Raw genomic sequence first — 13540 nt, 5'->3', positions numbered from 1 at the left:
GCAATGCGCGCCGACAAAACCGATCTGAGCTTCGAAGCAATGATCAACCTGACCGCCGCCGTGATAAACTCAAGATGAATCCAAACAGACCCTAGTGAAGATTGGGACCACTGGAAGATAAATCTGACTGCGGCGCGACAGGCGTTCGATGCGTACCTCAATCTGAAGATGGTCACCCCCTGGGACTATCGAACAGGCGTTTCATACTTCCTGCGCACGCAAGCAGACTACAGTGAATATTTTCAGATTCAGAAATTCATGCGCGGCCAAGATCGAGCGTGGAAGCCGTACTTGGCTGCAATCCTAGGCTTGGACCACGAAGCCGTATCCCTGAAGTACTCCGTAGAGGATCAGATTGGCGAACTCACAGCAGAGCGGGACAAGCGGCTAGCCGAGATTGATCCCAAGGATCAAGATCGCGGCGAACTATCTACGCGAATTGAGATTGCCCGAGATGAAATTTCGGAGATTGATGGCAAATTGGACGGCTTCGACTTTCACGAGGTCGAACTCCAGATCAACAAGCGCGTTGTGGACGACGTAGAAGCGAGCATTACCGAGATCGGCGAAGAGCTATACGACCTTGACGTAGACATTGCCCAACTTGAGCGCTCGATCAAATCGGGGATCAAGTTCGATATGCGACGCATTCAGCAAATCTATTCTGAAGCGCTCATTGTTCTGCCCGACGCACTCGTCCGCAACTATGAGGAGTTGATCGAATTCAATCAAAAGCTGACCACAGAGCGAAATCGCGCCCTGCGGAAGCGCATACAAGAACTGAAGGCTAGGCGCGACACGCTATCCGAAGAACATCGAAAAAAGAGCGATGAGCGTCAGCGGCTAATGTCGATCGTGCAGCAGGCTGATACGTTTCGCAAATACAAGGCCCTGCAGGCCGAACAATCTCAACGTCGAGCGCGCCTAACCTTCCTGGAGACCCAACTGGCCCGCGTGGATGCGGTAGCCGACATCGAGCGATCACTCCGCGACCTACGTGGACGCAAGGATATCGCGACGTCTGCGATCGAACGAAGCCTGGAACGGGGCAGCCCGGTGCAAACTGCCGTAACCCGTTACTTCAATCGCTTTGTGAAACTCATTCTTGGAATAAATGGCGAATTCATCGTCAGCGGCAACAGCAACGGCAATCTTGAGTTTGAGATACGAACCAAGGATGTTGTCGGTACAGACACTAGCCAAGACCAAGGGCATTCGTACCATCGACTGCTCTGCGCACTCTTCGATCTTTCCGTCCTTCGCGCATTGGACAGAACCCCATTTTATCATTTCGTGTATCACGACGGGATATTCGAGGGACTCGACAACAGAGTTAAGCTGCGCTTGCTTGACCTAATTCACGAGATCGTCGCCGAAAGGCGGATTCAGTATATTTTCTCTATCATAGACGCCGATCTCCCGCGCAATCCTGAAACGCAAGAACAAATCCGATTCTCACCCGAAGAAGTTGTACTTACTCTCAATGACCAAGGGGACAGTGGTAGACTGTTTAAGATGGCACCGTTCTAATCCGCTTTCCGTTCTGATTTGTGCGAACCGCTAGTCCCACTTTCCGATTAGAAACTTACGCGCGATCAATGAAATCTGTCCGACGATCAATTCCACTGAACAAGATCTCAGAGCTCGCAAACCGGAGAACCGGGGCAAGCTATCACGATGCTGCGGCAGCAGCGATTGATCGACTATTGGCACTCACGCGGGAATACGAGGCCACACCTCCGTCGTACCGAGGATATTTAACTGTCGGAATATGCAGCTGCCTTGAAAGTCATATCAAGTATCTTTATGCCGCCGCAGCTGAGGGGTATGATGACCATCCAGAAGCGCTAAGAGAATTATTCAAGGATCTACAAGTCGACATAGACACACTCATATCGACGACTACTCGCACATTTGATCTGGCGTATGTCGTTGCGGCGAATATCAAGGTGTCAACTTTTTCTACTTACCGGGAGCGGGCTGGCCATCTGCTCAGTAGCTTTAGCGGTAAGCAGCACGACTTCCCGTGGGATTTCGTGAAAGTGTTTATTACAGGCGGCTCGCCCGAACTTGATAAGGAGTACGCGCAAAGACTTGAACGGCTCGAGCGTGTTTTCGAAGCACGTAATCGATTTGTACACGAAACAGATGTGTTGCCACAAAAGGACACCGATCTATCCAGCAGCGAATTGCTTAAATGTGCAGAAGACGCGATCTCTTTAATGGAGCAGCTAGACAGGCAATACGAGGAGATCGGGATGAACCCTCGCTTCGCCGCCATTAAAGAAGACGAGAATCTGGCTGCCGCTGCAACGAGAATTGAGGAAGAGATAGATCAGCTATTCGCTTGGATAAAGTCCCTGTGCGACGAACGCCAACACACGAGTCTAGAGAGATTCAGGGCAGCTTTCTCCGAATATATTTGGGCAAGATGTGACTTTCAGACGTCGGTATTCATCTCTGAACGGAGCGAGTGGACCATTAGCCAGTTCTTGGATTTAGCTCCTGAATATCAGAGGCTGCTTCGAGAAATAGGATCAAAACAGAAGTATATGCTCTCGCAGCATCCAATATCTGAACAGATCGCTGAAATCCTAGGAGAGGCGCCCCGGTAGCCCCAAAAACCTCGTCATCTGCTGTGACGGCACCGGCAACGAGATCTCCGAGGACATCTCCACGTCCTGAAGCTCTATCGCTGCCTGCGCAAGACCGACAGGACGCAGCCGCGGCAGATGGTGTTCTGCGATCCCGGGAGTCGGCTCGGTGGCGGGCACTCGTAAACACCCTCCGCGCCCGTTAACCGTTCATTAACCAACGCACCCTAGCCTGCTGTAATCGTCCAGCCATCATTAGCTCGAAATGCCTTCCCGGTTCGCTCCAGGAGAAGCGCCGATGTGCGTTGCGTTGTTGACGTATGCCGATCTCAGTGCCCGCCTCAATATCTCGCGCGAGGCGGCGCGGTCGCTGGCGCGACGACGCCTTCTGCCGCGCTCGCGTTCGGATGACGGCAAGGCCCTGGTGAGCGTTGATCTCGCCGAGCTCCGGTACACGCCCCGCCCGCGACGTGCCCGCCGGGCAGACCCCATCGCCGCCTCCATGGCAAGGATCGAGGCGGTCACGACCGAGGCCTTCAAGGCGGAGATCGCGCGGCTCGAAGACGTCGCAACCGCCTACAGGGCCGTGTTCGAGCGCGAGCGGGAGCGCGCCGATCGCCTCGCCGTCGAGCTGCAGCAGGCGACCGCCGAGACCATGGCAGCCAATTCGTGGGCGTCGCGACTGGAAGACGAAGTGACGGCGCTGCGGAGCGATCGCCGGGGCGGCTCGATCGCGGGACACGCCGCGCGTCGATTGGGACATCTGGCCGCCGCCATCGTCAAAGCAGACCGCGCGGCTAGAGCGCGATGAGATTGGGATGAATCGTCATCGCGCTCTAGTTTTTGTTCGAGCATGATCTTTTCGGAAAACCGCTTCGCACTCTTCCGGATCATGCTTGCAGGTAGCACTCGAAGACTTCTCCATCCCCGGCTTGCCGGACCAATCGCGAGGGAAAAATGGCTGGCAATATCGATATTCATGAAATGAAGGCCCGCATCGTCGTGTTCGGTGTCGGCGGCGCAGGCGGCAATGCCGTCAACAACATGATCACGGCCGGGCTGCAAGGGGTCGAGTTCGTGGTCGCCAACACCGACGCGCAGGCGCTGGCCATGTCGAAGGCGAAGCACCTCATCCAGCTCGGCACACATGTCACCGCAGGCCTCGGTGCCGGCTCGCAGCCGGAACTGGGCCGCGCCGCAGCCGAGGAGGCCATCGATGCGATCCGCAATCAGTTGACCGGCGCGCATATGGTGTTCGTGACTTCAGGCATGGGCGGCGGCACCGGCACCGGAGCTGCACCCGTCGTCGCCAGGACCGCGCGCGAGCTCGGCATTCTCACGATCGGCGTGGTCACCAAGCCGTTCTACTTCGAGGGCCAGCGCCGCATGCGCTTTGCCGAGGCCGGCATCGAGGAGCTGCTGAAGACGGTCGACACCCTCTTGATCATCCCGAACCAGAACCTGTTCCGGGTGGCCAGCGACAAGACCACATTCGCCGATGCCTTCGCCCTTGCCGACCAGGTGCTTTATTCGGGCGTGGCCTGCATCAGCGACCTCATCGTCAAGGAAGGCCTGATCAATCTCGATTTCGCCGACGTCCTCTCCGTCATGAAGGAGAAGGGCAAGGCCATGATGGGACGGGGCGAGGCCTCCGGCGAGAAGCGCGTGCTCGCCGCCGCCGTCGCCGCGATCTCCAATCCGTTGATCGAGAACCCCTCGATCAAGCGCGCCAGTGGCCTCATCATCTCCATTACCGGCGGCAAGGATCTCATGCTGTACGAGGTCGACGAAGCGGCGAGCCGCATTCGCGACGAGGCCGACCCGGACGCCAACATCATCGTCGGCGCGTCCTTTGACGAAAGCCTAGAGGGCATCGTCCGCGTCTCGGTGGTGGCGACCGGTATCGATAATCTCGACCCGGCGCAGGCGCTGCCGGTGGAAACCGCCCTCACACAACTCGCCGGCAGGCTGCGCAACGACAGCCGCCGCATCGCCGATCGCATCGAGCGTAGCGCACCAATTCCGCAAGCGGGCAGCCCGCCGCTCCGCCCGCAGCCGCACCACCCGGTGGGGCCACCGGCACGGCCGGGTCTGGACGGTGCGCGGCAGCCGGCGCTTCAGCCGCTCGATCCTTATGGCCGCGCGCCTGCCCGCAATGCGCCCGACGAGGCCGTTCTCGATATCCCGGCCTTCCTGCGCCGCGCCGCCAACTGAGTGGTGGCGAGAGCCGCGGTTGCCAATGCCGGAACTCAATCGCTGCTACGCGACAACGCGCTGAGATTAGCCTTGTTCTAGCCACGCACGCGGTAGCTCCCGCTTGCGGGAGAGGGTTGGGGAGAGGGTGTTTCCGCAATGGGACACTCCCGATGTGGAAAGAGCCCCCACCCGGCGCTTCGCGCCGACCTCCCCGCAAGCGCAGGGCTATCGCATATGAATTTCACGAGGACCGTGGGCTTGCTCCGCCTCTCCCGCTTGCGGGAGAGGCCGACGCGCCCCGGGCGATGCGAAGCATCGTCCCGAGCGCGGCGGGTGAGGGTTCTCACCGCTCGGGGACATTCGCCGCAATTCTCAACAATCCCAATGCGGAGACAGCCCCCACCCCAGCCCTCCCCCGCAAGCGGGAGAGGGAGCCGACTGCCAATGCCGCCGCATCGTGCACGCCATAAGCGATAGCCCTGCCCGCAAGCGGGAGAGGTTGAGCGAGCCCGCGGCCCGCTCGATCCAACCAAAAGCCATTCTGCTCCGGGTCCGCGCGCTTAGAGCGCGCAGATCATTCACGCTGCCGTGCTGCGCGGGCTCTCCGCGGTTTCCTGCTTGTCCGACTCCTTGTCGCGCGACAGCCAGGCCGGAAAGCGAAGCAGGCGTTCGTTGGTGTCTTTCGGCAGCTCGACGGGCGGCGCTTCAACGGCCGAACTCGGCAAGTCCAGCGCGGCCTGTCCGGATCGCACCGCATCCGCACGCTGATCCAGTTCGCGCAAGAGCGGATCGAGCACGCTGTCGATCTCGGTCGCCACCGACACGAGGAAACTGTTGAGCTCGCGCGCCTCGGGCACGACGGCCGCAGCCGATTCGATCGCGCTGGAGAGACCGTCGACGACGGGCGCAAACGCGCCCGCGGCTTGCTTGACTCGCGTCTTGATCATTTCGATCTCGCTCAGGACGCGCTCACGCTCCCGCCTTTTCTTCTCTTCGATGAGGCGGGCTTCGATTTCGGCGATCTGGGCCGTCAGGGTCGTGGCTTCGGATGCGAGCGCATCGCGTCGTCCGCGCGCGCGATCGAGATCGCGGCTGAGATTGTCCACTAAGTCGTCCTTTCCGAACATGGCTTTGCTCCGTAGGACAGGCGCTTTGCCCTGTAGGACGGCCTTGGCGCGAACCGCCAGCCTCGCCACCGACCGGATGGCCGGATCGGCCGAAACAGGCATCAACCTCGGTCGCGTCACATGGGCCGACATGGTGATCCCCCCATCGTCAACATTAGGCAACCGCATGGTTAACAAGAGGTTAATGTCAACAGACGATGTGGCCATGGGGCTGCATGCCGCGGCGCCGCCTTCGTCTCCTCGCTGCCACCCCTTTCCGCTATACTCGCCCCGGTAGCATCCCCCCGAGGCGTATCCCATGGACCACGCGCGCGACCCCGCACCCGTCCCCACCCCCAAAAACCTCGTCATCTGCTGCGACGGCACCGGCAACGAGATTTCGGAGAACATCTCCAACGTCCTGAAGCTGTATCGCTGCCTGCGCAAGACCGAGAAGACGCAGCCGCGGCAGATGGTGTTTTACGATCCCGGGGTCGGCACGGTGACGGAGCCGACGACGTGGCACCGGCTCAAGGCCAATATCAACCTGGTGCTGGGGCTCGCCACCGGCTACGGGCTCGATGACAATGTGCTCAGCGCCTATTGCTTCCTGGTCGAGCATTACGCGCCGGGCGACAAGATCTATCTGTTCGGCTTTTCGCGCGGGGCCTACACGGTGCGCGTGCTGGCGGGGCTGATCCACAAGGTCGGGCTGATCAGGCCGGAGCAGGCGAACCTCGCCGGCTCGGGCCTCGTCGCCTACAAGCAATATTCCGGCACCGGGCGCGGCAACGACATCGAAGACCTCAGGAACGTCGCCTTCGACGACCAGGGGCCGCTGCCGAAGGACGCGTTCGATCTCGCCGCGCAGTTCGCGCGCATCACCTCGACGCGTTGGCCGACCATCCACTTCATCGGCGTGTGGGACACCGTGGCGAGCGTGATCGTGCCGCGCGCCGACCGGCTGTTCTGGCCGAGCCTGGAGGAGCTCGCCTTCACGCTGCGCAACCCCAGCGTCAAGATCTTCCGGCAGGCGATCGCGATCGACGAGCGGCGCTGCATGTTCCGCCTGAAAAAATACGAAGAGCCGCAGGAGTTCTGGAGCAACCGCTACGTTCCTGATGAAAAGAAGGTGCCGCAGGACATCCTGCAGGTGTGGTTCGCCGGCGTGCACAGCGACGTCGGCGGCGGCTATCCGGAAGCCGAGAGCGGGGATTCCAAATATCCGCTGATCTGGATGATCGCGGAGGCGGAGAAGGCGGGGCTGAACTTCAACCCGGCGACCATCAAGCAGCTCGCCTGGGGCATCCAGCGCAAGAACTCACCGTTCCAGTATGTCGAGCCGGCCTACACCGGGAAGACCGGCATGCTGCACGATTCGATGACGGCGGGCTGGCGGCTGCTGGAGTTCTTGCCGAAGAGCGCGAAGTACAAGGAGTGGCCGGAGCGGAAGGTTTATTTCGGCTTCTACATCCCCGATTGCGAGCCGCGCCCCATCCCCGAAGGCGCGCATGTGCATGAGAGCGTGTTGAAGCGGATGGCGGTGGAGCCGGATTACCGGCCGGTGAATCTGCCGAAGGACTATGTGACGGTGCCGATGCCGGTGGGGCCGCAGCATGCGGAGCTGGAGACGGCGGGCGTGTGAGGAGAGCGGCGCGCTCATAATGATGGGTGTGGAGGCAGGTGCGCGCATCACGCTCAGCCGTCGTCCCTGCGAAAGCAGGGACCCATAACCACAGGGAGGGTTTTGGCGAAGACTCGTTGTTCGGGACTGCTACCGCGCGCAACCGATGGATCACGCGGTATGGGTCCCTGCTTTCGCAGGGACGACGGCGGAGTTTGAGGTGACACCCCACCCCGCTACCGCCGCTTTCTTCCTTCGCCGCTACTTTTCATTAAAATTCTTCCGCCCGCCTTAGCTGGATCGCATCATCTGCGTTCCATCATTGGCTCCGAACCCGCCGCGAGAACCTGCGGAATTGGAGGAGAGTGCCAATGTATCCGCGTAAATATGCCCGCGTGAAACCTGCCGGGCTGGTGTCGCGCCAGGCCAAGATCATCACCGACCCGCGCGCGCCCGTGATCAACTGCACGCTGATCGACTATTCGCCCGGCGGCGCCTGCGTCGATCTCGGTGGCCAGGTGAACATCCCCGACCGCTTTGAGCTGCTGCACGTCAACACCAAGAAGCGCTGCCGCATCGCCTGGAAGCGCGGCACGCGCGTGGGCGTGGTGTTCTGAGGGACGCTGGAGTCACAAGCGCCGCTGCGCTGGAGGTGCGCTCCCTCCCCCGCTTGCGGGGGAGGGCTGGGGAGAGGGTGTCTCCGCAGAGGGATTCCCCCAGCGGAGAGAGCCCCCACCCGGCGCGCGGGACGATGCTTCGCATCGCCCGGAACGCGCCGACCTCCCCCGCAAGCGGGAGAGGTTGTAGCGAGCCCGGAGCACGATTGTTCTCCAACAATTCCCCCGCTACTTCCGCATCCTCGCTTTGGCGCCGCCGACGATCTGCATGGCGACGCCGGCGATCCAGCCCAGCAGAGCGAGCCAGGTCCAGACCAGATGCGGGTCGAGGCGGAGCACGATGACGGCGACGGAGGCGAGCGCGGTGAGCGTGGCGCAGAGCGTGCCGGCGGCGCTGAGGAATTCGGCGGCGTCGATCTCGCTATGCGCCTCGTCGAACGGCAATTGCGGCGTGTCGATGCCGAGATAGAAGCCGACGAAGCCCAGCACCATCATCACCAGCAGAAAGCCCTGCGTGGTGAGCGCTGATATCGCCGATCCGACATAAGCGCCGACGAACAGCCCGCACGCCGCGCCGGCCATCGCAAGCCCGACACGCTCGAACACATGAGCCGTATTGCGAACACGAAACCGCATGGCAGGCCTCCGCGAGGAGTTGGGTCACGCAAGGTTAGGCCAGTTTTGCGGGGGGTGGAAGCTGGGGGGATTTACGGATGCGGGAGGGCTGGTGCGTGAGAAACGCGAAAGGCGCGCTTCACATTCCGCTGTCGTCCCTGCCTAGTGCGCAATTGCGCACGGGAGCAGGGACCCATAACCACAGGACGTGGTTTGACGAAGACTCTTAGTTAAGTTGTCAACGCACACCGCGGATCATCGCGAGATCACGCGGTATGGGTCCCTGCGCCCGTGCGCAATTGCGCACTAGGCAGGGACGACAATGGTGGTCGTCGCGCCACACCAGCGCGCCTTCACCGCGCCCCGAACGTGGTCTTGCCGAACAGCGCCTTCTGCGTCGAGGGTTGCGAGCGCCAGTATTGCGGCGGGGCCTCGACCTCGCCGCCGACATCGGCGGCGGCGTGCCAGGCCCAGCGCGGATCGTAGAGCATGCCGCGGGCGAGCGCGATCATGTCGGCCTTGCCGGATGCGACGATCTCTTCGGCCTGCTTGCCCTCGGTGATCAGGCCGACGGCGATGGTCGGCAATCCGGTCTCGCGCTTGATGGCCTCCGCAAACTGCACCTGGTAGCCGGGGCCGAGCGGGATCTTCTGCAGCGGCGAGACGCCGCCGGAGGAGGCATCGATCCAGTCGACGCCGCGCGCCTTCAGCGCATTGGCAAACTCGATCGTCTGCGCCAGATCCCAGCCGCCCTCGACCCAATCGGTCGACGACACCCGCATGCCGACCGGCTTGTCGTGCGGAAACACCGCGCGCACGGCATCGTAAATTTCGAGCGGGAAGCGCATGCGGTTCTGCAAAGACCCGCCATATTCGTCGGTGCGCTTGTTGGAGATCGGCGACAGGAACTGATGCAGGAGATAGCCGTGCGCGCCGTGCAGCTCGATGGCGTCGATGCCGATGCGCTCCGCGCGCTTGGCGCTGTCGACGAAGGCCTCGCGGATGCGCTTGAGGCCCGCTGCATCCAGCGCCAGCGGGGCGGCCTCGCCCTCCTTGTGCGGCAGCGCCGATGGGGCCACCGTCTGCCAGCCGCCCTGCTCCGCCGGGATTAGTTGGCCGCCGTCCCAGGGCCGCGCGCTACTGGCCTTGCGGCCCGCATGGGCGAGCTGCATCGCGATCGCGGTGGAGGAATGCTTGCGCACCGAAGTGAGCACCTGTTTCAGCGCGGCTTCGGCGGCATCGCTGTAGAGTCCGAGACAGCCCGGCGTGATGCGGCCGATCGCCTCGACATGGGTCGCCTCGATGCAGAACATCGCCGCGCCCGACAGGCTGAGATTGTTGATGTGGGTGAAGTGCCAGTCATTGGCGACGCCGTCGTCGGCCGAGTATTGGCACATCGGCGACACCACGATGCGGTTCTTCAACGTCAGGCCGCGCAGCTTGATCGGGGAAAACAGGACGCTCATGCGGGGGAGTTCCGGGGAATGAGAGGGGCAGTTGAGAGAGTGTAGTGGGCGGGCGGCGGATTGCCAGTTGCGCGCGGGGAATGGCGGGTAGTGGCGGCACGCATTGCGACCGCGGCTTGACGCGAGACCGCGCCACACATTCTGCCGTCGTGCCGGACAAGCGTCAGCGCAGATCCGGGACGACAGTGGAGATTGGGCGCGCCCCGGGACGACGGCGGAGAACTACTCCGCCAGCGTGAATTGCAGCAGCAGGGTCCGCTGCAGCATCGAGAAATTATCGTCGGAGATCAGCGTCAGCACGGTCTCGCCGTCAGCCGTGACGTGGGCGTCGATGCCTTCCATGTTGTCGATCTCGTGGCCGAGATCGGCGGCGAACAGCGCGGGGCCGTCGACCAGCGCGCCGGGCGTGATGGATTTCAGAGGGATCGAGCGGATGCGGATGTTGACGCCGGTGAACCAGGAGAATTTGCGCTCGAGGATCAGAAGCTCGCCGCTAGCCAGCAGCACGGCATCGCTGATGTCGTATTTCTCGGTACGGCGCACGCTGAACTGGCCGGGCGAGGGCCCGCCGATCAGGAAGGCTGTGAGGTTGCCGTCGGCATCCAGCCCGCGCTCGGAGAAGGCGATCAGGGTGCCCGCCAGCGGCAGGTTCTGGTCTTTGCCCTTGTCCTTTTCTTTGGGCACGACGACCAGCGCCTCCAGCCCCTTGTTGGAGGGCAGCTTGCGGATTCCAGCCGGCACCGGCACCACCTCGCCGCGCGCGCGCGTGCCGCCCTTGGCAAAATCGTAGCGCAGGATCTGGTTGACGCGCTCGAGCCCGACATAGACGAAATTGCCGTCGCGCGCGATCGATTCCGAATCCCACCACAGCCGCTTTTCCGTGATCGGCCGCCCTTCGGCGCCGAGCAGCGGCGCGGCCTCGACGTCGTCGAGGCCGACCATCTTGCCACCGGCGTAGCGGATGCGACCCGTGAACCAGCCGCCCTGGTCGGACACCGCGAGGAAGCCTTCGCCCTTGGCGTCGAGCCGGATGCCGGACAGGCCGCCAAAGCCGCGATAGCGCGAGGTCAGCACGAGGCCGCTGCGATATTCCAGCGAGCCGAAGCGCGTCCGCGTGCGGTCACGCGGCTCGAAATTGGGAATGACGCGCGCGTTGACCTCGACGGTGACGGGCTCGACGACAGCGTTCTCGACCTGAAGCGGACGCGGCGGCGGCTCGGCCACCCCTTGCGCCAGCGCGGAGCGGGAGAGTGCGAGAGTGGAGAATCCCGCCGCAGCGTGCCTGAGGAAGCTGCGGCGGGATGGGTGCGTGCTCACGAATGCAATTTGCGTCGCGGGCGACCGGCCGGCTGGGTGGGTGCGGTGTTGGTCTCGCTGAAGAGTTCGGCGAGCTTCTCGGTGATGGCGCCGCCGAGCTCCTCGGCATCCACGATCGTCACCGCGCGGCGGTAGTAGCGGGTCACGTCATGGCCGATGCCGATCGCGATCAGCTCGACCGGCGAGCGGGTCTCGATCTCCTCGATGATGTGGCGCAGGTGCCGCTCGAGATAGTTGCCGGGATTGACCGACAGCGTGGAATCGTCGACCGGCGCACCGTCCGAGATCATCATCAGGATCTTGCGCTGCTCGGGCCGGCCGAGGAGGCGCTTGTGCGCCCAGTCCAGCGCCTCGCCGTCGATGTTCTCTTTCAGCAGGCCCTCGCGCATCATCAGGCCGAGGTTCTTTCGCGCACGACGCCAGGGGGCGTCGGCGGACTTGTAGATGATGTGGCGGAGATCGTTGAGGCGGCCGGGATTGGCCGGCTTGCCGGCGGCCAGCCACGCTTCGCGTGATTGCCCACCCTTCCAGGCGCGCGTGGTGAAGCCCAAAATCTCGACCTTGACGCCGCAACGCTCCAGCGTGCGCGCGAGAATGTCGGCGCAGGTCGCCGCGACCGTAATGGGTCGTCCGCGCATCGAGCCGGAATTGTCGAGCAGCAGCGTCACCACGGTGTCGCGGAACGTCGCCTCCTTCTCGTGCATGAAGGACAGCGGATGATAGGGATCGGTGACGACGCGCGACAGGCGTGCGGGGTCCAGAATACCCTCTTCGAGATCGAACTCCCAGGCGCGGTTCTGCTGCGCCATCAGGCGGCGCTGCAGGCGGTTGGCGAGGCGGGCGACGATGCCCTGCAGATGCGCGAGCTGCTTGTCGAGATAGGCGCGCAGGCGCTCCAGCTCGTCATGGTCGCAGAGGTCCTCGGCCGCGATGATCTCGTCGAACTTGGGCGCGAAGGCATGGTATTCCGGCCCGCGCGGTTCGTTCTTGCCGTGCTGGTTCGGACGCGTCGCCTCGCCCGGGGTCTCGTCGTCGCCGAGCTCGCCGTCGTCGAAGGTGTCGGAGGTCGAGGCCTGCGCGCTTTCCATCGCGCTCTCGCTCATCTCCTCGCTCGACGCCTGCGCCTGGTCGGCACTCATCTCCTGCGCAGCGTCGGAATCGGGCGAGCCCTCGGCGCCGGACTGGTCGTTGTCGCCGTCCTGGTTCTCGTCGTTCTCGTCATCGTCCTCGCTGTCGGCGTTGCGCTCGTCGCCGATATCGAGCGCCGTCAGGAGATCGTGCACGGCGTCGCCGAACCGGGTCTGGTCCTCGACCAGGGTATCGAGCCGGTCGAGCCGCTTGCCGATCTTGTCTTCGAGAATGGGACGCCAGAGATCGACCATCTTCTTCGCCGCGGTCGGCGGCGCCATGCCGGTCAGGCGCTCGCGCACCAGCATCGCCAGCGCGTCCGCCAGCGGCGCGTCGGCACGGTCGGTGATTTCGTCGAACTTGCCGCGGTGGAAATGGTCGTCGAGCATCGCGGTGAGATTCTTCGCAACGCCCGCCATGCGGCGCGCGCCGATCGCCTCCACCCGCGCCTGCTCCACCGCCTCGAACACGCCGCGCGCCTGCGGATTGCCGGGCATCAGCTTGCGATGCAGTTTTGCATCGTGACAGGCGATCTTGAGCGCGATGGAATCGGCGTGACCGCGCACGATCGCCGCATCACGCTTGGTCATTTTGCGCGCGGGCTCGGGCAGCCGCGCCTTGCCGGGCGCAAGGCCCGGCCGCTCGGCCGCGAAGGAGACGTCGAGCTCCGGCGTCTTGGCGATCGCCTTGAGACAGGACGCGACCGAGCGCTTGAACGGCTCGGTCGGCGCTTCCTTGGTGTTACGGAATTTGGAGTTGGAGGTGGTGCTCATCTCGATCTCACCGTCGTCCCCGCGAAAGCGGGACCCATAGCCACCGGCGGTAGTCAGTCAGGGAAACTATCAGCGCGCTTCAATCGAGACATCACGCGGTGAGT

The 13540-nt window shown here is 63.0% G+C and carries 11 protein-coding genes and 1 pseudogene; 7 read left to right on the top strand and 5 right to left on the bottom strand.

Translation table 11 applies throughout. The features are described from left to right. Positions 1-168: 168 nt before the first annotated feature. The 5 genes and pseudogenes from GGD61_RS33325 to ftsZ all read left to right on the top strand — a co-directional run bounded on the left by GGD61_RS33325 (position 169) and on the right by ftsZ (position 4808). The gene (locus tag GGD61_RS33325) at positions 169-1530 is read left to right on the top strand and encodes a DUF2326 domain-containing protein (RefSeq protein ID WP_183231909.1); all 1362 of its coding nucleotides are present in this window, start codon (positions 169-171) and stop codon (positions 1528-1530) included. Positions 1531-1598: 68 nt separating this feature from the next. Then, positions 1599-2615: a HEPN domain-containing protein gene (locus tag GGD61_RS33320; RefSeq protein WP_183231908.1), complete on the top strand. Its 1017-nt coding sequence runs from the start codon at positions 1599-1601 to the stop codon at positions 2613-2615. Positions 2616-2631: 16 nt separating this feature from the next. Further along, positions 2632-2753: pseudogene (locus GGD61_RS41705) on the top strand (phospholipase effector Tle1 domain-containing protein); the annotation flags it as partial. Between the two features lie 154 nt (positions 2754-2907). Then, the gene (locus GGD61_RS33315) at positions 2908-3405 is read left to right on the top strand and encodes a hypothetical protein (RefSeq protein WP_246786104.1); all 498 of its coding nucleotides are present in this window, start codon (positions 2908-2910) and stop codon (positions 3403-3405) included. Between the two features lie 146 nt (positions 3406-3551). Then, positions 3552-4808, top strand: coding sequence for a cell division protein FtsZ (gene ftsZ / locus GGD61_RS33310; protein ID WP_183231906.1), 1257 nt, complete (start codon positions 3552-3554; stop codon positions 4806-4808). 560 nt (positions 4809-5368) lie between these two features. Here the strand turns inward: ftsZ and GGD61_RS33305 are convergent. After that, positions 5369-6124, bottom strand: coding sequence for a hypothetical protein (locus tag GGD61_RS33305; protein ID WP_246786103.1), 756 nt, complete (start codon positions 6122-6124; stop codon positions 5369-5371). A 91-nt stretch (positions 6125-6215) separates the two neighbouring features. Here GGD61_RS33305 and GGD61_RS33300 point away from each other — a divergent pair, with 91 nt between their 5' ends. Together GGD61_RS33300 and GGD61_RS33295 are read left to right on the top strand one after the other, a co-directional pair. Beyond that, positions 6216-7541, top strand: a complete 1326-nt coding sequence (locus GGD61_RS33300) for a DUF2235 domain-containing protein (RefSeq protein WP_183231905.1) — start codon at positions 6216-6218, stop codon at positions 7539-7541. A gap of 350 nt (positions 7542-7891) precedes the next feature. Continuing rightward, the gene (locus tag GGD61_RS33295; RefSeq protein WP_026201681.1) at positions 7892-8137 is read left to right on the top strand and encodes a PilZ domain-containing protein; all 246 of its coding nucleotides are present in this window, start codon (positions 7892-7894) and stop codon (positions 8135-8137) included. Between the two features lie 228 nt (positions 8138-8365). Here the strand turns inward: GGD61_RS33295 and GGD61_RS33290 are convergent, their stop codons facing one another. From GGD61_RS33290 to cobT, 4 genes are all read right to left on the bottom strand, one after another. After that, positions 8366-8773: a hypothetical protein gene (locus GGD61_RS33290; protein ID WP_018320584.1), complete on the bottom strand. Its 408-nt coding sequence runs from the start codon at positions 8771-8773 to the stop codon at positions 8366-8368. 332 nt (positions 8774-9105) lie between these two features. Then, on the bottom strand, positions 9106-10218 hold the full coding sequence (locus tag GGD61_RS33285; protein WP_183231904.1) for an NADH:flavin oxidoreductase/NADH oxidase: 1113 nt from the start codon (positions 10216-10218) through the stop codon (positions 9106-9108). Between the two features lie 222 nt (positions 10219-10440). Continuing rightward, positions 10441-11535, bottom strand: coding sequence for an esterase-like activity of phytase family protein (locus GGD61_RS33280; protein ID WP_092261306.1), 1095 nt, complete (start codon positions 11533-11535; stop codon positions 10441-10443). Further along, on the bottom strand, positions 11532-13436 hold the full coding sequence (cobT, locus tag GGD61_RS33275) for a cobaltochelatase subunit CobT (RefSeq protein ID WP_092261307.1): 1905 nt from the start codon (positions 13434-13436) through the stop codon (positions 11532-11534). Before cobT ends, GGD61_RS33280 begins: the two co-directional genes overlap by 4 nt. Positions 13437-13540 lie beyond the last annotated feature (104 nt).

This window comes from Bradyrhizobium sp. SBR1B (assembly GCF_014198205.1).
Taxonomy (GTDB): Bacteria; Pseudomonadota; Alphaproteobacteria; order Rhizobiales; family Xanthobacteraceae; genus Bradyrhizobium.
This window is presented reverse-complemented; position numbering and strand designations above follow the sequence as displayed.